Consider the following 22,371-nt stretch of genomic DNA (forward strand, 5'->3'; position numbering starts at 1 on the left):
GTGACCTCCTTCTGTTTGATTAGATTGTTTTTTCGGTTGTACTGTCAAAGAAGTGCAGCTTATGTGGCATGAATACGAACGAAACCTTGTCGCCTATCTGGCTTATCTCATACTTTGATACTCTTGCAACAGTCTTGCTTCCCGCAAACTGGAAATACAGATTATTTTCATTTCCCGTCCACAAGAAGATCAAACCGCCCACACCCCTTTATTTATCTGAGGTGTGGGCGGTTTTTATCAAAACTTTTGTCCTATAAGTTTAAATATCATTCTGTCTGCTGCGCATGCTCGAACTGATGCTCTTTGTAGTGATGAGCCTCCTCCAGCATCATGTCCTTGACCTTCATAAGTCTGACCTGGGTGCTTCGCTCATTCTCATCAAGCTTCATGCTTATATACTTTATTCCCTCCCGAGTCTCCGGGATGATAACATGCTCAAGAGCATTTACACGCCTTCTGGTCTTCTCTATCTCCGCTGCGAGCATCTGGCAAGACTTCTCCACCTCCGCCAATCTCAGCATATCAGGAAGTATATCCGAGAGGGACTTCACTGCATCGTCCAGCTCTCCAGATGTAAATGCAAATCCATACGAATAGATGTCATTTGAATTTGCGCTTTTCGTCTTATAGTCGTACACAGGAATATCAACACTCATTACATTCCTATCGCCAAGGGCGATCCGCACCTCCTGCTTCGGAGCCATGAGCGCCGTACTCAATGTCTGCTCATTCATACCCGCCTTCGCTATTACAAAGCCTGTGTTGGCAGCTTTGATGCCAGCCTCAACCTTCTTTCTCAGTTCCATATTCTCTCTTGCCATGTCAAGGAACTGCCTCATCAGCTCATCTCTTTTATCTTTCAGGAGCTTATGGCCTCTGGATGCCGTGACCAGCTTCTTCTTAAGCCTTGTCAGCTCCATTCTGGTTGGATTAACCACAACATTAGCCATCTGTCTTCTCCTTTCTTCCAAATATATTTTCATGCTACTTGACATGTATTACAAAGACAACGTGTATATGGCAATTTTGCACGAATGCTTTAAATATATAGCAATCCACTGCATTACCATGGGCAGGACATTTGAGCCCGCCGGTACTCAGCGAGCATGCGAGCGCTAGTACCGCTGCAGGGTGAAACGAGCGAAAGCGCTCCTGCTCAGGTATGCAGTCGAATGCTATATTCCACAATCTTCCCACAAAATTGCCTACCCACTACTTTCCGTAATACATGTCAAGCCACTTGTCGTCGATACGTTTCAGCTCGGCTCTAGGAAGAATGGAGAGAAGCTTCCAGCCTATGGCAAGTGTCTCCTCAATACTTCTGTCGGTGCCGTACCCCTGGGATACATACTCCTTCTCAAATGCCTCTGCAAACTTTGCATATATGATATCTATATCCGAAAGTGCCGACTCACCCAGGATAGTCATGAGCTCCTTGGCATCCTTTCCTCTTGAATAAGCTGCAAATAACTGGTTCATGGTGCTGGCATGATCTCCTCTGGTCTTGCCCTCACCTGTTCCCTTATCCTTAAGTCTGGACAATGATGGAAGTACATCGATAGGCGGTGTGACTCCCTTTCTGTACAGCTCTCTTGAGAGAATGATCTGTCCCTCTGTGATATATCCCGTGAGGTCTGGTATAGGATGAGTCTTGTCATCCTCAGGCATGGTCAGGATCGGTATCATGGTTATACTTCCATTCTTACCCTTCTGTCTTCCGGCTCTCTCATACAGAGTTGCCAGGTCAGTGTACATGTATCCAGGATAACCACGGCGTCCCGGAACCTCTTTTCTTGCGGCTGATACCTCACGAAGTGCATCCGCATAGTTCGTGATATCCGTGAGGATTACCAGAACGTGCATGTTCTTCTCAAATGCAAGATACTCAGCGGCGGTAAGTGCCATTCTAGGTGTGGCGATACGCTCAACCGCAGGATCATTTGCCAGGTTGATGAAGAGGACTGTTCTGTCTATGGCACCAGTCTCCTTGAAGCTCTCTGTGAAGAAGTTTGCCTCCTCAAATGTGATACCCATGGCTGCAAATACGACGGCGAATGGCTCATCTGTTCCGCGCACCTTTGCCTGTCTTGCTATCTGTGCTGCAAGCTGGCTGTGCGGAAGTCCTGAAGCCGAGAATATCGGCAGCTTCTGTCCTCTTACCAGTGTGTTCAGTCCGTCTATGGCTGATATACCTGTCTGAATGAACTCAGACGGATAGTTCCTGGCAGCCGGATTCATCGGCAGACCATTGATATCTCTTCTCTCATCAGGAAGTATCTCAGGACCGCCATCTATAGGTCTTCCAAGTCCGTCAAATACACGGCCAAGCATATCTTCTGATACGCCGAGCTCCATACTCCTTCCAAGGAATCTTACTTTGCTGTTTGAAAGATTGATACCTGTCGAGTTCTCAAAGAGCTGTACCAGGGCATCCTCACCATTTATCTCAAGGACCTTGCATCGTCTGATCTCGCCGTCCGCCAGCTCAATCTCACCCAGCTCATCATAAGCTACATTCTCAACTCCGTGCACCAGCATCAGAGGACCCGCAACTTCCTGTATAGTTCTATATTCCTTTGGCATAGTCTTAGTCCTCCTTCTCTATAGCTTCCTGAAGCTCCTTGTCAAGCTCCCTGGATATCTTCTCGTACTCTTCATCCACATTCTCAGGAAGCACATATTTGAATCGTCCGATCTTTTCTCTGATCGGCATGTTCAGAATATTTCTTATGCTTGCTCCACCGGCCAGCGCCTGCGCTGACTCCTCATAAAATGCCATGATGAGCTCCATCATCAGAAACTGCTTGTGAAGCGGTGTGTATGTGTCCACATCATGGAATGAGTTCTGGTGAAGAAAATCCTCTCTGATGGATCTCGCCGCCTCCATCTTCAGTCGGTCTCCCGCTGAAAGGGCATCCATACCTACCATCTTAACGATCTCATCGAGCTCTGCCTCCTCCTGAAGCAGGGTCATCATCTTCTGTCTGTCGACCATGAACTTTTCATTTACATTTTCCTCGAACCATTTGCCCATATTGTCCACATACAGAGAGTATGAAGTCAACCAGTTGATGGCAGGAAAATGTCTCTTGTACGCAAGCGATGAATCCAGTCCCCAGAATACCTTGACGATTCGAAGTGTTGCCTGTGAAACCGGCTCGGAAATATCACCACCCGGAGGAGAAACCGCACCGATAACCGACAGTGCACCGGTTCTGCCCTCGCTGCCGAGAGCCTTGACCATTCCGGCTCTCTCGTAGAACTGTGCAAGTCTTGAACCGAGGTAAGCAGGGTAACCCTCCTCACCAGGCATCTCCTGCAGACGTCCTGACATCTCTCTGAGCGCCTCAGCCCAACGCGATGTGGAATCCGCCATGAGTGCCACCGAGTAACCCATATCACGGAAATACTCAGCTATAGTTATACCCGTATATATAGATGCCTCTCTGGCCGCAACCGGCATATCCGATGTGTTGGCTATGAGGACTGTTCTCTGCATGAGTGAATGTCCGGTCTTCGGATCCTTCAGCTCTGGGAACTCGTTCAGAACATCTGTCATCTCATTTCCACGCTCTCCGCATCCGATGTAGACAACGATATCCGCCTCAGCCCACTTTGCAAGCTGATGCTGGATAACTGTTTTGCCGCTTCCGAAAGGTCCGGGAACCGCAGCCACTCCTCCCTTTGCTATAGGGAAGAATGTATCTACAACTCTCTGTCCTGTGATAAGTGGCATGATCGGTGGTATCTTTTCCTGATATGGACGGCCCTTACGAACCGGCCACTTCTGCATGAGTGTCAGCTCCCTGTCACCCTTGTCTGTCTCAACCACACACACAGTCTCCTCAACTGTGAATTCTCCTGCCTTTATCTCTTTGATGGTTCCTGTCACACCATAAGGCACCATGATCTTCTGTGTGACGACCACAGTCTCCTGAACTGTTCCTATCACATCGCCTGCCGACACCTTATCACCTACCTTGGCAGTCGGCACAAATGTCCACTTGACATCTCTCTTCAGCGATGGAACTTCAACTCCTCGTTTCAGGTTATTGCCACATATCTTCATGATATCATCCAGCGGTCTCTGGATTCCATCGTATATACTGCTTATAAGTCCCGGTCCCAGCTCAACCGACAGAGGCATTCCCGTTGACTCCACCGGTGCTCCCGGTGCAAGTCCTGATGTCTCCTCGTATACCTGAACTGATGCCTGATCTCCGTGCATCTCTATGATCTCGCCGATAAGTCTGCTCTCACTTACACGCACCACGTCGTACATATTTGCATCACGCATGCCCTCAGCGATGACCAGTGGTCCGGCGACCTTCTTAATCTTTCCTGTAGCCACTTAACAGCTCACGCTCCCTTCTATACTCACTCGCTCCATAGATAATTGCGAATCCTCTTTCCGATATGATTGAGGCAGTTTAGTATATCAAAATCGAATTATACCGATTTCGCAATTACCTATATCCGCTCGTTTCACCATTATTTTCTAATCATTCTTCATTAAATAATATGTCCGAGCCTACAGCCTGCTCAACGGATTTCTTTACTCCCGCTATTCCGGCCCCTGTATTGCCAGATATCCCCGGTATGAGAATGATCGCAGGCTTCATAACCTCTCTGTATCTGTCTATCTCTTTATTGAGATTCGAAGCCAGTGCCTCGGTCATATATATGACTGCATAATTGTCCTCTGCCAGCCTTTTCAGCAACGTGACCCCATAATCCAGATTATCTACAGGGAATGTATCCAGGCCCAGAGTTGCAAATCCGTATATACTGTCATAATCGCCCATAACAGCTATCTTATACATACATCTCCCTTACCCTTTCCCTGATAGCCTCCTCCGGAAGCTGGTTCAGCTTGCATGTCAATATGATCCTGACTGTCTTTATCTCGTTGAGCCTCGCCAGAATGTACGCCACTATCGGTCCCACCGTAAATGGGTTGTACTTCTGAGGCTTTATCGTTTCTATGATACGGTTGTCACACCATCTCTCAAATGCCGATGCCGACTTAGAAAGTGCCTCTGCCCCACCAGCGTATGCTGTATCCGCAAGGTATCTCTCTATCTCCTCCATGCCAGCCACCGCAGCCGTCGCCAGCCTGTCAATATCCAGAGTGTTGCACTCCGCCATGGCTCTCTTCATGAAATCCTTGTTTTTGCCTGTCTTCATGGATCTCACCGCTATCTTGATATCTGCAACAGCCACCGTCGTCTCTGCATAATCCCTGAGCAGGCTGTCATCTGCCTTCTTTGCAGCCTGCATGATCGCCAGCAGTGTCCCTCGGTCTATCACAGCATCGCACATCTGTCCATCTCCAGCCTGTGCCATACAGTCCCAAGCCTCCCTCGCGCAGTCTCTCATGTGTTCTGGAAGTCTGTCCCATGCCTTGTCACTTACGATGGACAGCATCTTCTGACCGTCTATCTCGGCATTGTCGAAGAACACATGGGCAGGAGTCTCCCCGGCAACCACAGTCTTGATCGCCGCCTTGAGGTTGTGATACAGATCTGGAAGTCTTATGACATCGAACACGGACATATCATCCACCATCTCAGCCACAGCAGCCCACGTCTTGTCAGTCTCCGCCCTAAGTATGTCATTTTCATCCATACTGGCTTTATCACTATCGCCCCAGCCCTTCTCTATGATGAACTGAACCGCCTTCTTGTAGGAATCCGTGGCCACGAGCTGTTCTATGACTGCCTGACTCATAAGCGTCATCTCAAGTGCCCTGATCCTGGCAACTGCATATATATATTTGTCTGCCATCTGCCTACCTCCAGCTATCTGTTATCAACAAATAATAATTCATTTACCTTGTCTGCCAAATGTTCTCTGTTCGCGTCCAGCATTGCTCTGAATGAACAGTTTTCCTCGATCCCTCCGTAGATCAGGATAAATCCTCCATCTATATCACAGTTCCCATTGGACACCTTAAGGCTTCCTCCATGAGCTGCAGCTATCTGCTCTATCTGCTTCTCAGTCTGTGGTGTAAGTCGTTTTCTGTCTTTCCCGGAAAAACATATCTCTCCGCTTTTCGGCTGTACCGACTTCTCCAGACATTTGACGATCACCTGGAAATACTCCTCATCTGGGAGCGCCACCATTGCGTCATATGCCTTATCCAGCATATTCCCAATTATTGACTGCTTTGCCGCAAGTATCGCCTGTCTCTTCTTAAGTTCTGATGAGGACTTTGCCCTGAATGATCCGGACTTTTCTGCCTGGGCAACCTTCTCTCTGGTCTCCTCATTCATCTTATCCACAGTCTTTTTGGCATTTACAATGATGGAATCCGCGTTTCTGGCAGCCTGAGCTTTGATCTCTTCAGCTTCCTTCTGCGCTTCCTGAAGGATCTGTTCTACGATTGTTTCCAATCCCGTCATAAAGTACATCCTCCTTACAAAAAGTTATAATTTGATTCCATTTACCGCAAGAATTGATACCAGAAGTGCAAGGATCGCATATGTCTCAACCATGGCTGGGAAAAGCATCGCCTTACCAAACTGATCAGGCTTCTTTACAACTATTCCAACTGCTGCAACTGCTGTCTTGCCCTGGTGCATTGCTGATACAAGACCAACTACCGCTATTGGAAGACATGCTGCAAGCATCATAAGTCCCTGTGCTACTGTGAGCTCCTTCGGTGTTCCTGAAAGGATTCCTATGTTGGACAATGCTATGAATCCAACAAGAAGTCCGTAGATACCCTGTGTACCCGGAAGAAGCTGGATGATAAGAACTTTTGCAAATTTGCTTGGATCCTCACTTACTACACCTGCTGCCGCCTGACCAGCAACTCCTACTCCATATGCAGATCCCATGCCTGCAAGAATTACTGCAAGCGCAGCTCCCACTAATGCCAAAACCGTTCCCATTGTCATAATATTTTCTCCTCCTAAAATTGGTTTCTTATTTCTGTGTTTCTGTACCACTTACTATATCAACGTACTTCGTATTCTCTCTGAACGGCCTGAATGGATTTCCGCCGCCCTCGTAGAATTTGCCGAAGAACTCTACATACTGGAGACGGCATGTGTGCACGTATGCTCCCAGCATGTTGATCGCAAGGTTGAACAGATGTCCTACTATAAATACGATGATGAACACTATGGCTCCGAATATTCCATCGCCAGCCATGCTTCCCATCTGGTTTATTACCTGTGCTATAACTCCTGTCGCAAGTCCCAGTGCAAGAAGTCTGGAGTACGACAGCAGATCTGACAGCCAGCCTGTCAGGTTGTATATGTCATACAGTCCAAGTGCAAGTCTGAGCACCGGATTCTTGTGGTCTCTTCCCGACATGAGCACGATGATCGCAGCTCCCGCAATCGCCAGTCCGTAGCTTGTATTCTTAAGCCATCCAGGGAAATTGAACTGCATCTGTGCTATAGATGCGAACAGCTCCGTCGGCATGAGCATCAGCACAAGTCCTGTGATGAGCATGAACCACGACAGCACGTCACATATGAATGATTTCGCATCTCCCTTCTTCAGACACATATATCCCTTGAGTGCCAGTCCGCCGAACAAATGTATAAGTCCGAACAGCAAAGAGAATAACAAAAGCTTCATCGGGTCATCCAGCGGTGCAAACCATACCGGCTTGAACGTCACCTCGTGGTGGAAAAACGTCCTCGATACCACCGTTATCAGGTCTCCGAAAAAACCACCAAATAATATTCCCCATATCAGTGTGGATATACCACAGTACATGAACAGGCGCAGGGACTTTTGAAGTCCGTTCTCCATCTTCGGGAATTTCCTGATCAAAATAAAACATGCCAGGAATATGATGAGTCCATACGCCGCATCGGACAACATGAGTCCGAACAGGAATATATAGAATATCGCCATCGGTGTGGTTGGATCCATCTCACCTTTTCCCGGAAGTCCAAATGACTCCAGTACACCCTCCGCCGATGCGAACATCTTCGGATTCTGAAGCTGTATAGGTGCCGCTTCATCCTCCGGAACATCATATACATCAGCCATCAGGCTGAAATTCTCATTGAGTACAGCCACTACCCTGTCTGCATCTCTCTCCAACACATATCCCGATATGACAAATGTGCTCTTTGACTGGAGAAGGCTTCCAAGGACCTTATATTTATCCGCCCTTATGCGGTAATAGTCAGCCAGAAGTCTCAGCTTGTCTCTGTCATCAGCCATAGATACTAGTTCATTCTTCTTGTCCTCTATCCACTGTTCGAACTCCCTTATATCCGCCCTGTACTTATCCGTCTTCTGTTCAGGTGTTCTTTTGGAGAAATACGAAATTCTTGTAAATCCATGGGATCTCAATATCTCCTCCACCCTCTGTGATACAGTTTTAATGGCTATTGCCACCATACAAGTCTGGTCCTTATCAGATCCTACAACAGTGACTGTGTATCCCGCTATCTCTGGTTCCGCAGAGCTTATATACCCCTGAATATCCGTCTCCGTGAGCCCCGGTGGCATAGTTCCGATCATCACATCCGTCTTCTCGGTCCCTGTGGTATTGATCGGTATGTCCATATTCAGCCACGGCGCCAATCCGTCTATAGCCACCTGACATTTGACTATTCCCGCCTCGCAGCCGGCTATGTCCTTGCTGATCTCCTGGATCTTTTTAACCTTACGGTTATAATCCCATCTTCCAGCTATGATCTCCTGAATGTCAGCCTCTGACGCCTCCTGCCGTCCTTCCAGGCTGGCAAATATGGATTTCTCCTCCGGAGCATATTTATCAATTATCTGTAAGGCTTCATCTGTATTCTGTACTCTTTTCTCGTACTTTGCTCTCTGGCTTGTGGTACTCATCTTCCTGAAGTCATCAGTCTCTTCGTTATCAGTCTGTATCTCAACCATTCCCAGCGACTGGAGCTTCTCAAGAATTGCTTTTCTGTCCCTCTTCATGGCACAGATCTCAATCTTCTTCATAGGAAGTACCGCCATACATTTACCCCCTTTCTTAAAATGCCTGCAGGGCTTTTCATCCCACCAGCTCTGCGATGATCATGGAAGTAACCTCGCCTTCCATGGACGCTGCACGTTCCCTGAGATGTGCGATCTCAGCGGTGGCAATATCCATCGCCTTCACCGTGAGCTTCTCCTCCTCAGATCTGCCGGCTCCCTCGGCACTCTTCATGCTTTCTCTCGAAGCTGATCCTGCGGCCGCGATCATATCCGCAGCCTCCTTCTTTGCAGCAGCTACTGTATAGTCGGCTTCTTCCTTGGCCTTGCGAATGATCTCGTCAGCTTCAGACTCTGCATCGGTTATCTTCTTCATAGTCTCCTGCAGCATAACATTCCTCCCTTATAAAAATTTATGAGCAGACTCAATTCCATAAACACTTCATCAAAGCATCACTTTAGATTATTATGTCAAAACTCAAGTAATATTATTTTATAATGAGTTGGCTATATTGTAAATAAACATTTTGTAAAGTTTGTACAACCCCCTTGATATTTTTTTATTGTTAATGTACAATGTGACTATGTTGATAATACTTATGTTTATCCATTAATCATTTTTCTTCCTTTTAACGCGGTTATATGTCGAACAAATGATGCAGTTTGACGAAAACCGTATAAAAAAAGATCCCATGACAGTCTTGACCATACTGTCATGGGATTCTTTTTTGAGTATGAACGGGGTCCCCCTTACGGCATAACTTATGATACTACTCAATCATTCCGATTCTTCTTACGTGACGCTCATCATTTGAGAATGGTGTGTCGAGGAATATGTCGACTATCTTAAGTGCAAGTCCAGGTCCTATGACTCTGGCACCCATAGCCAGCATATTTGCATCGTTGTGCTCTCTTGTCGCCTGTGCCGAGAAGCAGTCGTGGCAGAGTGCAGCTCTGATTCCCTTTATCTTATTCGCTGAGATCGATATTCCTATTCCTGTTCCGCAGATGATGATTCCCTTATCACACTCACCTGAGGCTACTGCCTTTGCTGCTGCCTGTCCATATACCGGGTAGTCAACTGACTCTGTGCTGTAACAGCCAAAGTTCTTGTACTCAAGGCCTCTCTCCTCAAGATGCTTTATAACCTCCTGCATAAGCTCATATCCGCCGTGGTCACATCCAAGTGCTATCATGTTCTGATTCTCCTTTTTATATAATATTTTTTTCGAAATTAACTAACAGCTTATTATCCTGTGTCCTGCAGCCTTGATGAGACGGTTCATGATGGCGTAGCCCATGTCCCCCTCCTCAAATGACTCGCTGTATATATACTGTGCACCTATGTCATCACAGGTTCTGAGCAGACTGTACAGTCCGGCAGACACAGTTATCTCGTTCTTCTTGCTTCCGGCATCGTATACGTTCTCGCATACTCCGTCATCATAAAGACTGACATTGTCAGTGTCACACAGTATCGCAGTCTTGTATCCCTGCGCCTTTTTCTCCGCAACAAGACTTCTTATCTTCTCAGCAGCAGCCAGTCTATCGCCCTCTACTATGCTGAGTTCTCCCTTTGGAGCATAGTGTGTGTACTTCATCCCCGGAGCCTTAGGTCTCAGAGCATTGTTCATACCTGTTATCGCCGGATCTATAGTCACATCGCCAACGATATCCCTTATCATCTCCGGAGTGATATATCCAGGCCGTAATATAGTCGGTCTGTCCCCGGTCATGTCCACTATCGTCGACTCTATACCGATTCCGACTGCCCCACCGTCGATGATCATATCTATCCTGCCGTCCATATCCTGCTGCACATGCTGCGCAGTGGTCGGGGATGGTCGTCCGGACAGATTGGCACTTGGAGCTGCGATATACACTCCCGAATCCTTTATGAGCCTCATGGCAACCGGATGTGATGGCATCCTGATGGCAACCGTATCAAGTCCGCCAGTGGTCGTGTGCGGAACGACCTCTTTCTTGTTGAGTATGATGGTGAGTGGTCCCGGCCAGAATGCTTCCATGAGCTTCTTCGTGTCGTCACTCACTGTCTCCGCCAGTTCATACACGCTTGATGTCTCTGCTATATGGACTATGAGCGGATTGTCCGATGGCCGGCCCTTTGCCGCATATATCCGATGTGACGCATCCGGATTCAGCGCGTCTCCTCCAAGGCCATACACTGTCTCTGTCGGAAATGCTACAAGACCACCTCTCTTAAGTATCTCCGCCGCCTGCTCATACATGCGGTCGTCATCCACTCCTGCTTTTGCAATTATAGTGTTCATCACTTTACCTTCTTCTATAATAAATTGTTATCGCTTCTATATTATTGCATATACGCCCATATTTTAGCCCAGCACTGCATGTGTGTCAAATGTTTAGGCTATATTTGGGTAACATATATCATATAACGTCCGCCGCCGTCATATAAAATAGTAATTACACTTCCCGGGTATCACCGATGCGTACTTCCACCAAATTATACATACTTGTATTTGCCATAATATTTGCAGTAATACTTTCTCCAATCCTCTGCTACATATTTATAGTCCGTCCCGCAGACCATACAGCCGGGCAGGATACTTCCACCAATACAGGAAATGAGCACACATCCACCGAAGGTTTGGACACCACAGATGCGGCCAAATCATTTACGATCCTCATCGATCCGGGACACGGCGGATTTGACCCGGGTAAGGTCAGCCCGGATGGGATCATGGAAAAGGATATAAATCTGGCCATCGCCTCAAAGCTGGCATCGGCACTTACGGATCAGGGATTTTCCGTGTATCTGACCAGAGACTCCGACAAGTCCCTGAACAGTGAAAATGCATCCAGCAAGAAGACTTCAGATCTGAAAGCCCGCACCAACCTCGCCACAAATGTAAACGCTGATCTCTACATCAGCATCCACCAGAACAGCTATTCAGCCGAGTATGTCCACGGAGCGCAGGTATTTTATTACTCCACTTCCTCCGGTGGTAAAGCCTTGGCGGAGTGCATCCAGGAGCATCTCATCTCCGAAGCCGATCCATCCAACACACGGGCAGCAAAGGGCAATTCCGAATACCTTGTTTTGCGGGAAAGTCCATGCACCGCCGTCATCGTTGAGTGCGGCTTTCTGAGCAACACAAAGGAATGTTCCGATCTGTGCAATGATGAATACCAGACCGCCCTAGCAAACGCCATCTGCAATGCAGTCTGTACATGGCATGAACAGCACGCCAAATAAAACCAGGAGCTCTGCTGTGACAGCGGCAGAGCCCCCCAAATAGATGTTAAGTGTAATTCTGTGCATATAATTATGTTCTATATGCTACTGCTGCCTTTTAACCCCCTATAGGCATCACCCCCAAATAGTTTATTTTTCCAGCCCTGCCATGCAATGTAAAGACAGATGTGTTGTGATGTATTATTCTCCTTTTATGTGCCATGTGTCAGTTATGGAAATGTGTGAGCACTGTCATATCACTATCTCTGGGAATTGTATCTGAGACGATAAGAATCAGACAGAATTTGTAGAAAAATAAAGAAATGAGCTCATCTAAATATCCTGAGCACGTCCCGCTCACAACTCCACAATAACGCATAAAAAGCCATTTTCCAACCCCATTTGAGCATATTTTATGAAATTTTCATAAAAGTATACATAACGTAGAATTAGGGATATTTTTTCACGGAAAATTCCAATATTTTCTCCATATATCCTATTTACTTGCTTGACAAATGTGGTAAACTATAATACACATTTTAATACCATTAAATTATTGAAGGGGGTCGATTCTATGAAGATTGAACGTCTAAGTGAAAATCAGATAAGATGCACACTCAACAAAGCCGATCTCACCGAAAAGCAGCTCAAGATCTCAGAGCTTGCCTATGGCACACCGAAGGCAAAAGAGCTCTTCAAGGATATGATGCAGCAGGCATCTGTAGAATTAGGCTTTGAGGCTGACGACACTCCACTTATGATCGAAGCCATACCGGTATCACCAGATTGTCTCATACTCATTGTGACAAAGGTTGAAGATCCGGAAGAACTGGATACCCGCTTTTCCAGATTCTCAAAGACCAGCGAATATGATATTGATGACGATGACGAATACATGGATGATGATGACATAGATGACGATCTTGACGACAACGATGAGTCCAGGGATAACAACGGAACCATCGCAAGACTTGAGATCAGTGGATCCGGTTCCGTTCCACAGGGCGTAAGAGAGGCACTTGAGGGCATTTTCAACACCATATCCGGACTTGCCGGAACCGCAGGAGATTTTGCCGCTGCGGCAAATGGCAGCAATACATCATCTGATGACAGCACCACAGGCACTGCCGCCAGTACAACAGGCAGCACAAAGGAATCAGGTTCAGCAAGGGAGAGCATGTGCTCACTGTACATCTTTGACTCACTTGCAACCATCATAAGTGCAGCAAAACAGGTTGCTTCTTTCTACTTCAGCGAGAACTGCCTGTACAAGAATCCTTCCAACGGAAGATATTATCTGGTTCTCACGAACAGCAATAACACAAGCCAGGAATTTGTGAGAGTCTGCAATATCCTTGCAGAATACGGAACAGCACAGAAGCTCACATATGCCATGCCGGCACATTTCAAGGAGCACTTCACCGCTATTATGCCGGAGGAAGCACTTCAGACACTGTCAGCATTATAAGTAATAGCCAGAGATTCCGGCGCAGCAAAAAAGACGTACCGCACAAGCGATACGTCTTTTTGTTTTATATGTCAATATCATCATTCTCGATAACTGCTTTTGGATTGGTGTAGAAGAGCTCCGTCATGTAATCCTCTCCATACTTTCGCTCTATGTACTCAGCACACTCCCTGAGGTATGGTGCTTTATCCTCTGAATCCAATGCATCACTTGCCACAAAGTGAACAAGCTCTCCCTTGAGAAGCTTTCTCGAAAAATTCTTGATGTCATGTCCAAGATCTCCAACCACAGCCGATGCACTTATCTGTACATATGCACCAAACTGAATGAGCTCCTCGACCTTGTCCTCGTCTTCCTCAAGACATTCATACTGTTCTACATTGGCAACTATCGGTATATATCCGTCCATATTGATGTCTCTTATAGCTTCAGATATCGTCTCAAAATCCACATCGTAAGGGAATCTGATCATAACATACTTGCTGTCTGCCATGGAATCCAACTGACCAGATATGATCTTCTGGTGGTTCTCATCGTTATACTCTATCTCTCTTCCAAGATAGACTCTGTAATCCGGATCTATCTTCCCAGCTTCAACGTTGAGCTGTTCCACAAGTCTGTCCAGTTTGTCTCCATCCATTATCGGATTCTTCTTGTTGTATGGCGGGGTGGCAACTATCGTCCTTATTCCCTCATCATACGCTATTCTGAGCATCTCTGCCGCTTCCCGGAAATTATCCGGTCCATCCTCTGTTCCCGGTAAAATATGACAATTAATATCTATCAGTCCAAATATTCCCTGCCCGGGAGGATTTGTTCCGTCTGTCTTCATATATCTCTCCATCCTTTATAGTACACCTAGTTACTTTGGCAAGTATACTACTCAGCCTCCTTTTTTGCAAGATAATCATTGATCTCCTGCTCAAGCTCCTCTGCATCAAGTCCGTGAACGGCTGCTGCCTCCTCAAGACTCTCTCCTGCTGCTGCAAGGCATCCTATGCAATGCATACCTGCTGCCATCAGTATTGCTGCATTTCCTGCATCAACTGCAAGAATGTCATTTATAAGCATGTCTTTACTTATCTTTACCATTATTTATATCCTCCTTAGATTGCACTCTTACTCAGCATTCACATTATATTATACCCAATTTTAAATGTCTATCCCTTTTATTGTTACTTATTGATAAAACCCGTTGTTGATAAATATTATTATCACTTGCTAATTAATGAGTTTTGTTTTACAATAAGCGTGTGATTATTTTTACTTTATAAGGAGGAAACAATTATGGCATTCGTTATTGGCGATTCATGTATCGGTTGTGGTTCATGTGCTGGTGCTTGTCCAGTAGGTGCTATCAGCGATAATGGCGGCGTATTTGTTATCGATGGTTCACAGTGTATCTCATGTGGTGCTTGTGCTGGTTCTTGTCCAGTAGGAACAATCGCAGAGGAGTAATCTACATGATCCGTAACATTCGGACCCATGCTAAGTAACTTATACTACAACTATTATAAAGAAAACGGAGCGGTAACTCGCTCCGTTTTCTTTTTATCTTTATTCCTCAACATAAGTGTAGGATTCATTGTGCCACTGGAGCATCATATCCGTATACTCATCTCTTGACACAACTATCTCCTTGTCCTCGACAGGATCATAATATCTTATGTCTGCCTCATTATAGCTCACTATGAGAACATATCTGCCATCGCTTATCCTCGATATTACCGGTATTCCCGAACTCACATAACCGAGGAGCATATCCAGTGAAAGACCTGTAACATCTATGCCCTGTCTCTTTCCAAGAGAGTTAAGAGCCTCGACAGGATCTGTATACTGTGCTATATCATCCTCTGTCACCTGTACTCCCTGATACGTCAGAACCATGTACAGACAGTCGCCGAGTGACGCATCCACACTTCCCGTACTGCGATGGAATATTCCAGAGGCAATGGTGTTGTATTCCTGGCTCTCAGCCTGCCTGTATATTACCTCGCCTTCGCTTGACACCACTATACCTGATACAGACACTGCATAATTTATCGCATCACCCGCCACGTCATATATCTTTGAAAGTCCAAGATTGTCGTACACATGATAGGTCACCTTATCACGCACTACTGTCATTATCATACTTGCAGCATCAGGATCTATCTTTTCCTTTGTTATGTTCAGCGCCGGTATATAGCTCAGATACATATTTGACGGAACCGTAAAATACAGCCTGTCATATCCGGTTATGGATGACAGATGGGTAGTTCCTATCGTCTCCTTTGTATCGTCCTCCTTGAAGGTTATGAAATCATCGTCCACAGACTTGAATCCACTGTCGGATTTCTCTCCTCTTGTCAGATACAGCAGATTCGTATCCACATCAACCTGCATCAGATAATACCCGCTCTTTGCGTATTCCTTTATCTGCTCGCCATCGCTGTTTACTATATACAATCTGGATGCAGGTATGTTATCTCTGGACTCCTCGCTGTACCTCGTACCAACAAATGACTCGGCATCCACATCAACCTGCGCATCAGATATGCTCGACACTCCGTATACCATATCTGAGTCCTTAAAGCCATAGCATATCAGACATTCCCCTGCTCCGGCGGTGATCTCATAACTCTTTCCGGTATGCATATTCATCAGAGTCAGCTTTGTATTGCTGCTCTGGTCCTCGCTCTCTCCATACGCCATAACTTCCATGTTCACCGACACCTTGACATCGCTGGCTGACAGTCCCTCCGCAATATAAGACTGCTGTCTCGTCTTCATGTCCACGGCGTTCACCTTTCCGCCGAGCATGTAATAAAACTTATCTCCGTCGTAATATGTCAGTCTGGAGGTCTCGCTCTTCATAGCCTCATAAGGCACATTGCACTCGACGAACAGAAGCTCGTCCACCTCCAGAGTCGTATAATCAAATGTATACAGCGCAACTCCGAGCTTTCCCTCATGATCTCCGCTGTTCATATATCCATACACCGCAAATGTCATATTTCCATCTTTGTCAAAGCTTATGATGTTCATGTCATGGTCGGCGTAAGTGTTTGAGTCATTTGCATGGTCATCCATTCCTGATCCGTACACCAGAGTTATCTGTCCATCGCCGTAGTCATACATCCAGAGCTGTCCATTTCTCACAAATGCGATCTTCTTGTTATCCTCTGTGTAGTGGTATTCCAGATCATCCGATGACACGATACCTATCTCATACACATTGTTTATAGCATCTATGCCGTCTTTGTCAAAATACTCGTCCACATATCTGTCATAGCTGAGCATGGTGATCTTCGGCTCAGTCTCCGTAACAGTATCTGCATCCTGTTCATCCGAATAGGCCTCATCATACGAAGCTGTTTCGTCAAAATATATTCCATCAGTGCCGGCTCCGTCCGCCTCATCAGTCTGGCTGGCAACAGGCACATCCTTGTAGCTGATCTTATAGAACTCCTTAACTGTATAATAGCTCATGACATCCTGCGATGTGATGGACATGGCTTTATATTCCATCTCGATCACCGCATAGTTGACATCTATCTCCTTTATATATGTGTTTACATCGCTTATAACCGTAGGCTTAAGCCCATCCCAGAGGAGATCCGAGTATGCATTTGCAAGGTTCACATGTCCCAGTCCGTAGGAATCTCCCGTTCCGCCACCCGTGTATTCCTGCTTGTAGGTTCCTATGACCGATTCCGACTCCAGCTTGTCAAATGCAAATGTCGCATCGTGGAAATCCTTTGCGGCATTCAGCAGTTGGGACTCATGATAATTGTCATTTACGACCACTCTGGTATAGTATGAAGCACTCCTGCCATCACCGCTCTTAAGCTTGACAACCAGCATATACTCCATATCCTGCTTGAGATCCATTCTCGCACTTATATCAAGCACATCGTAGCCATCAGTTCCCGAGGCCGCCTCCAGATCACCCTTCTCTATAAGGGAATCTCCGGATATCGACCTGATCTCATACGAATACGACGCATCCTTAAATGCATCATTCTCCACCATTATCTCAAGATTCTTATTCTCATCTATCGGCGTCACAGAGTCCCTGAGAAGTGTGAGGTCGACCTCCCCTGTATAACCATGCATACAATTGAGAAGCGAATCGCCATAGCACACATAAGCTAATGGCAACTCTGCATCCTTCATCTCCGCAGCCAGATTCTTGTAACTTCTATTCTGAAATATATTGACCAAATATATTGTGACCACAAATATTGCTACCATCACAAGTATTCTTACAAGTACATTTATTTTCTTCTTCACTTAATAAAACCTTCTTCTACGTCTTCTATGCCTGTCGCGTCTCATACAGAATTCATTGCACACAAGCAGTTCGATTATATTTCTCATAACACAATTGGCGCATCCGGGTCCCTCTGGAACATATGGCGGTTCCTCGTACGAAGCTTCACCTGCCGAAGCCATTCCTGCATAACAATCCTCCGATATCTGCCCACTTTCGCTCAGATCATCGTACACCCTTCGCGCAACACGGCGCATCTCTTCTCTGTCAGGATATTGAACAAGCATCGGACTGCCCTCATACTCGAGCTTGTCACACTCCTCCTCCACGGCCATACTGACCTTTCGGAGTTCTTCCGGGTACATCTCCTTCATGTACTCAATATCCCTCATCATTTCATCTGTCCCATCATCACAGTCAGGAAGCATGATTCCTGTCGAACTCATACTGTATCCACCAGTCTCACCCATACCGGGTATCACAGGTGTCTTGATATTATAGACATTTCCATCCCTTATAAGCCCCCTGAGGTTTTCATCGTCCGGGCTGTAAGGAATATACTTAAATTCTTCACTCATACAAATCTCCCTATCTGCATTGTTGTGTGTCTATTACATAGATATGCAGATGGGGAGAATGTGTGAATATCTCTGTTACTTTTTTCAGAGCTTACTTTATCTGTCTCCGAATGAGATTCCAAGTGTTCTTGCCTCGCTGATGATGTCGTCATCAGGAGATACGTATTTGAGCTTTCCTGCACTCTCTGAGAGTGGGATAGCTGTAACCTTGTTGTCAAGGAATACAACAAGCTTTCCAAAATCCTTTGCCTTTATGAGCTCTGCTGCCTTTGCTCCAAATCTTGATGATATGACTCTGTCATATGCATCCGGACTTCCACCTCTCTGGGTATGTCCAGGTATTGCTATTCTTATATCCTGTGTTGTGTACGCCTTGAGCTTATCAGCCAGCTCATACGCAACTGATGGATATGGATTGTTGGCTATCGCTTCTTTTCTCTTCTTCTTTGGAAGCTCTGCGATCTCCTTCGGAATAGCACCTTCGGCAACTGCAACTATCGTGAAGCCCTTGTTGTCCTTTGTTCTCTTGTCTATAGCCTTATATACCTTATCGATATCGTATGGGATCTCCGGGAGCAGGATCACATCTGCGCCACCGGCGATTCCGGCGTGGAGAGTTATCCAGCCAACCTTGTGGCCCATAATCTCAACGATAAAGATTCTGTTATGCGATGCAGCGGTTGTGTGGATACAGTCTATTGTCTGGGTCGCTATATCAACAGCACTCTGGAAACCAAATGTCATGTCAGTTCCCCACAGATCATTGTCTATGGTCTTTGGCAGACCGATGACATTGAGTCCCTCCTCACTGAGGAGATTTGCGGTCTTCTGTGAACCATTTCCACCTAAAACGCACAGGCAGTCCAACTTCAGCTTCTTATAGGTATCCTTCATGGACTTTACCTTGTCAAGACCATCCTCAGTTGGCTCTCCCATGAGCTTGAATGGCTGTCTTGAACTGCCGAGGATCGTTCCACCCTTGTTGATAATACCTGAGAAATCAGCCGGCTTCATCTTGATATAGTTGCCTCTAATGAGTCCCTTGTAACCCTCAAGGAATCCATAGATCTCAACCTCGTCAAACAATTCATACAAACCCTTTGCGATTCCGCGCATAGTTGCATTTAATGCCTGACAGTCACCACCACTAGTCAAAAAGCCTACTCTTAACATACTCTGCACCTCTTTCTTTTATTTTTCTTATGTACACAGACTGTCTGTATACATTATAAGTATACTCTTCCCTCAAGAGCCCTCAGAAGCGTAACCTCATCTATACACTCCAGATCTCCGCCTACAGGCACACCGCTTGCTATACGGCTGACCTTGATACCGGCCGGCTTCACAAGCTTTGATATATACATCGCAGTCGCCTCACCCTCCGGGCCTGAACCTGTAGCGATTATGAGCTCATCCACATCTTCATTCTGAAGCCTTCTCATGAGCTCGGATATCCTGATATCCGCCGGGCCGATACCCAGGGCAGGATTTATAACTCCGTGGAGCACATGGTAAACGCCATCAAACTGTCCTGTTCTCTCATATGCCGCCAGATCCCTCGGGGTCTCCACCACCATTATCACCTTGTGATTCCTGTTTGGTGAACTGCATATAGGACATACCTCCCTGTCAGTTATCGTGTAGCAACAACTGCAGTATTTTATGTTCTTCTTTGCATTCACAATGGCATCGGATAACGCCAGCGCCCTCTCCTCAGGCATACTGATTATGTGAAACGCCAGTCTCTGAGCCGTCTTGGAGCCTATTCCTGGGAGTCTTCCCAGCCCTTCTATAAGTCTGTTTACTTCTCCTCCATAAACTTCCATTAGAACGGCAATCCTCCAAGTCCCATTCCACCTGAGATCTTGCCCATACTGCTATTGTAGTCATCCTCCTGTGCTCTCAGTGCCTCGTTCACAGCCGATATGATAAGATCCTCAAGTGTCTCTATATCATCAGGATCAACAACCTCAGGATCAAGCTTGATCTCCATGAGTTCCTTCTTACCTGACACCTTTGCAGTGACAACTCCTCCACCTACAGATGACTCATACACCTTATCCTCAAGTGTCTTAGTTGTCTCCTCCATCTGCTTCTGCATCTTCTGTGCCTGCTTCATAAGATTGTTCATATTACCAGGCATCATACCTCCTGGGAAACCGCCTCTCTTAGCCATTACAATAGTCCTCCTTATTCTGATTAAATAATTTATAATATGATATCATCATTTCTTATCTATTGGAAAGTTGATCTTGTTCAGGTTCAGTATATTCTCCGTCTCAAGCCTTCCATTATCACTGTGGGAATTCCTTGTACAAAGTATCTCAAATTCAATCTCTCTTCCAAGATATTCCTCGATCACACTCTTCACATGCTCCACATTCTCAGGCTTGTCAAAGTATAACTTCGGCATATCGTCATCCGTCAGCGGGATCATGAGCAGAAGTCTTCTGTGATCATCGGACAGTATGAGCTTCGTCCTTATGGCCGGATCAGCATCATTTCTCTTGAGATATCTTCTCGCAGGAACCGACAGCTTCTCCAGTATATCATTCCAGTTCTCCGCAGCTCTCTGCAGATCCTCGAACTCTGCCTTTGGAAGCTCCATTGCCAGCTTGTCCTGATATTCCTTCATGCCCTTCTGATCTATCACATCGTCAGCCGGGCTTACGGAGGCAGCACTTTGAACCGGCGCAGCCTGTATGCCATTTGCCTCAAGGTCATCAAGCTTCTTCTCAAGCATCCTTACCCTCTCGATCAGACTTGTGGTATCAACCTCCATCTGTGGTCTGCACAGCTTTATAACAGCCATCTCAAGCACTATCCTCTTCTGTGAGGAATACTTGATGCTGGCGGCTGTATCCGAGAACACGTTTATATATCTTACTATGGTGCTCTCCTCCATATGACCGGATATCTCTCTTATGCGTTCCAGATTCTCCTTGGTCATATCCAATCTGTCGCCCTCCGCCGAGGACAGCTTGACAACGAGTATGTTCCTGAGAAACCATGTAAATTCATTTACGAAACGGCCAAGCTCACGTCCCTGCCACACAACTTCGTCAACCACATCTATGGCATGTTCAACATCAGATTCCAGCACGCACTCCAGAAGTCTTGCAAATGTATCTATGTCCACAGCTCCTATGGTCTCAAGCACATTATCATATGTAAGCTTCTGTCCGAGATTGAATGCAACGCACTGATCCAGAATAGATAAGGCATCTCTCATGGAACCATCGCCGGATTTTGCGATATAATCTATCGCCTTCTTATCCGCATCAAGTCCCTCCCTGTTCATAAGCTCCTCCAGTCGATCCGAGATGACATCCACCGGGATACGTCTGAAGTCGTACTTCTGACACCTTGACGATATGGTTATAGGTATCTTGTGGGACTCCGTGGTAGCCAGTATGAATATTACATATGATGGCGGCTCCTCGAGAGTCTTTAACAGAGCGTTGAACGCTCCCGGGGACAACATATGAACCTCATCTATGATGTATACCTTATACTTGCCCTCAGTAGGAGGATATGCTACCTCCTCCCTTATCTGCCTTATATTGTCAACACCATTGTTGGAGGCCGCATCTATCTCAATGACATTAAGCGATGATCCATCCGATATGGCTCTGCAGCTTGCACATTCATTACATGGGCTTCCGTCCACCGGATGCTCACAGTTACATGCCTTGGCAAATATCTTGGCGATCGAAGTCTTACCTGTTCCTCTCGTACCGCAAAATAAAAAGGCATGACCAAGTCTATCATTCTTAATCTGGTTTCTAAGAGTGGTAACTATATGATCCTGCCCCTTTACCTCATCAAAAGTATCAGGTCTCCATTTTCTATATAAAGCTACATACGACATCACCAATACCTACCTTTGTATCATAAAACTCACACAGACTATTATATCTGAATTTACATTTTATAT

General features: G+C 46.1%; 23 protein-coding genes. 3 read left to right on the forward strand and 20 right to left on the reverse strand.

Going from position 1 to position 22,371, the window contains the following annotated elements; all coding sequences use genetic code 11:
• Positions 1 to 19 precede the first annotated feature (19 nt).
• The 12 genes from CCU_RS08220 to CCU_RS08275 all read right to left on the reverse strand — a co-directional run bounded on the left by CCU_RS08220 (position 20) and on the right by CCU_RS08275 (position 11,207).
• On the reverse strand, positions 20 to 193 hold the full coding sequence (locus CCU_RS08220) for a hypothetical protein (protein ID WP_227135321.1): 174 nt from the start codon (positions 191 to 193) through the stop codon (positions 20 to 22).
• A gap of 73 nt (positions 194 to 266) precedes the next feature.
• Positions 267 to 950 carry a V-type ATP synthase subunit D gene (locus tag CCU_RS08225; RefSeq protein ID WP_015534270.1) on the reverse strand — a complete coding sequence of 228 codons (684 nt, stop codon included), beginning with the start codon at positions 948 to 950 and terminating at the stop codon, positions 267 to 269.
• Positions 951 to 1,212: 262 nt separating this feature from the next.
• The gene (locus tag CCU_RS08230; protein ID WP_004850771.1) at positions 1,213 to 2,583 is read right to left on the reverse strand and encodes a V-type ATP synthase subunit B; all 1,371 of its coding nucleotides are present in this window, start codon (positions 2,581 to 2,583) and stop codon (positions 1,213 to 1,215) included.
• Between the two features lie 4 nt (positions 2,584 to 2,587).
• Positions 2,588 to 4,351 (reverse strand): V-type ATP synthase subunit A, encoded by a 1,764-nt coding sequence (locus tag CCU_RS08235; protein ID WP_117875095.1) that lies wholly within the window; start codon positions 4,349 to 4,351, stop codon positions 2,588 to 2,590.
• 151 nt (positions 4,352 to 4,502) lie between these two features.
• Positions 4,503 to 4,823, reverse strand: coding sequence for a V-type ATP synthase subunit F (locus tag CCU_RS08240; RefSeq protein WP_015534271.1), 321 nt, complete (start codon positions 4,821 to 4,823; stop codon positions 4,503 to 4,505).
• Positions 4,816 to 5,787, reverse strand: coding sequence for a V0D/AC39 family V-type ATPase subunit (locus CCU_RS08245; protein ID WP_015534272.1), 972 nt, complete (start codon positions 5,785 to 5,787; stop codon positions 4,816 to 4,818). The genes CCU_RS08240 and CCU_RS08245 overlap by 8 nt, the downstream gene beginning before the upstream one ends.
• A gap of 14 nt (positions 5,788 to 5,801) precedes the next feature.
• Positions 5,802 to 6,404, reverse strand: coding sequence for a V-type ATP synthase subunit E (locus CCU_RS08250; RefSeq protein ID WP_015534273.1), 603 nt, complete (start codon positions 6,402 to 6,404; stop codon positions 5,802 to 5,804).
• A gap of 24 nt (positions 6,405 to 6,428) precedes the next feature.
• Positions 6,429 to 6,902 carry a V-type ATP synthase subunit K gene (locus tag CCU_RS08255; RefSeq protein ID WP_004850778.1) on the reverse strand — a complete coding sequence of 158 codons (474 nt, stop codon included), beginning with the start codon at positions 6,900 to 6,902 and terminating at the stop codon, positions 6,429 to 6,431.
• Positions 6,903 to 6,930: 28 nt separating this feature from the next.
• A complete protein-coding gene (locus CCU_RS08260) occupies positions 6,931 to 8,958 on the reverse strand; it encodes a V-type ATP synthase subunit I (protein ID WP_015534274.1) in 2,028 nt (675 codons plus the stop codon).
• 37 nt (positions 8,959 to 8,995) lie between these two features.
• Positions 8,996 to 9,307 carry a vacuolar (H+)-ATPase G subunit gene (locus CCU_RS08265; protein WP_015534275.1) on the reverse strand — a complete coding sequence of 104 codons (312 nt, stop codon included), beginning with the start codon at positions 9,305 to 9,307 and terminating at the stop codon, positions 8,996 to 8,998.
• 379 nt (positions 9,308 to 9,686) lie between these two features.
• The gene (gene rpiB, locus CCU_RS08270) at positions 9,687 to 10,112 is read right to left on the reverse strand and encodes a ribose 5-phosphate isomerase B (protein WP_015534276.1); all 426 of its coding nucleotides are present in this window, start codon (positions 10,110 to 10,112) and stop codon (positions 9,687 to 9,689) included.
• Between the two features lie 42 nt (positions 10,113 to 10,154).
• On the reverse strand, positions 10,155 to 11,207 hold the full coding sequence (locus CCU_RS08275) for an L-threonylcarbamoyladenylate synthase (RefSeq protein ID WP_015534277.1): 1,053 nt from the start codon (positions 11,205 to 11,207) through the stop codon (positions 10,155 to 10,157).
• A gap of 176 nt (positions 11,208 to 11,383) precedes the next feature.
• On the opposite strand from CCU_RS08275, the gene CCU_RS08280 reads away from it, so the two are divergent.
• Positions 11,384 to 12,154, forward strand: a complete 771-nt coding sequence (locus tag CCU_RS08280) for an N-acetylmuramoyl-L-alanine amidase (RefSeq protein WP_015534278.1) — start codon at positions 11,384 to 11,386, stop codon at positions 12,152 to 12,154.
• Positions 12,155 to 12,707: 553 nt separating this feature from the next.
• The gene (locus CCU_RS08285) at positions 12,708 to 13,601 is read left to right on the forward strand and encodes an adaptor protein MecA (protein WP_015534279.1); all 894 of its coding nucleotides are present in this window, start codon (positions 12,708 to 12,710) and stop codon (positions 13,599 to 13,601) included.
• Positions 13,602 to 13,665: 64 nt separating this feature from the next.
• Here CCU_RS08285 and CCU_RS08290 read toward each other — a convergent pair whose 3' ends face one another.
• On the reverse strand, positions 13,666 to 14,433 hold the full coding sequence (locus tag CCU_RS08290) for a CpsB/CapC family capsule biosynthesis tyrosine phosphatase (protein ID WP_022217525.1): 768 nt from the start codon (positions 14,431 to 14,433) through the stop codon (positions 13,666 to 13,668).
• 47 nt (positions 14,434 to 14,480) lie between these two features.
• Positions 14,481 to 14,693, reverse strand: coding sequence for a DUF1858 domain-containing protein (locus tag CCU_RS08295; protein ID WP_015534281.1), 213 nt, complete (start codon positions 14,691 to 14,693; stop codon positions 14,481 to 14,483).
• Between the two features lie 195 nt (positions 14,694 to 14,888).
• On the opposite strand from CCU_RS08295, the gene CCU_RS08300 reads away from it, so the two are divergent.
• The gene (locus CCU_RS08300) at positions 14,889 to 15,059 is read left to right on the forward strand and encodes a DUF362 domain-containing protein (RefSeq protein ID WP_015534282.1); all 171 of its coding nucleotides are present in this window, start codon (positions 14,889 to 14,891) and stop codon (positions 15,057 to 15,059) included.
• A 99-nt stretch (positions 15,060 to 15,158) separates the two neighbouring features.
• Here the strand turns inward: CCU_RS08300 and CCU_RS08305 are convergent, their stop codons facing one another.
• From CCU_RS08305 to dnaX, 6 genes are all read right to left on the reverse strand, one after another.
• Positions 15,159 to 17,876: a hypothetical protein gene (locus CCU_RS08305; RefSeq protein ID WP_208896115.1), complete on the reverse strand. Its 2,718-nt coding sequence runs from the start codon at positions 17,874 to 17,876 to the stop codon at positions 15,159 to 15,161.
• Positions 17,877 to 18,434: a hypothetical protein gene (locus tag CCU_RS08310; RefSeq protein ID WP_015534283.1), complete on the reverse strand. Its 558-nt coding sequence runs from the start codon at positions 18,432 to 18,434 to the stop codon at positions 17,877 to 17,879.
• A 96-nt stretch (positions 18,435 to 18,530) separates the two neighbouring features.
• Complete coding sequence (locus CCU_RS08315) at positions 18,531 to 19,607, reverse strand: 6-phosphofructokinase (RefSeq protein WP_015534284.1); 1,077 nt, start codon at positions 19,605 to 19,607, stop codon at positions 18,531 to 18,533.
• 53 nt (positions 19,608 to 19,660) lie between these two features.
• On the reverse strand, positions 19,661 to 20,260 hold the full coding sequence (gene recR / locus CCU_RS08320; protein WP_015534285.1) for a recombination mediator RecR: 600 nt from the start codon (positions 20,258 to 20,260) through the stop codon (positions 19,661 to 19,663).
• Positions 20,260 to 20,610, reverse strand: coding sequence for a YbaB/EbfC family nucleoid-associated protein (locus CCU_RS08325; RefSeq protein WP_015534286.1), 351 nt, complete (start codon positions 20,608 to 20,610; stop codon positions 20,260 to 20,262). The genes recR and CCU_RS08325 overlap by 1 nt, the downstream gene beginning before the upstream one ends.
• Positions 20,611 to 20,658: 48 nt before the next feature.
• Complete coding sequence (gene dnaX, locus CCU_RS08330; protein ID WP_015534287.1) at positions 20,659 to 22,305, reverse strand: DNA polymerase III subunit gamma/tau; 1,647 nt, start codon at positions 22,303 to 22,305, stop codon at positions 20,659 to 20,661.
• Positions 22,306 to 22,371: the final 66 nt, after the last annotated feature.

The sequence above is a fragment of the Coprococcus sp. ART55/1 genome, from assembly GCF_000210595.1.
Lineage (GTDB): Bacteria > Bacillota > Clostridia > Lachnospirales > Lachnospiraceae > Coprococcus > Coprococcus aceti.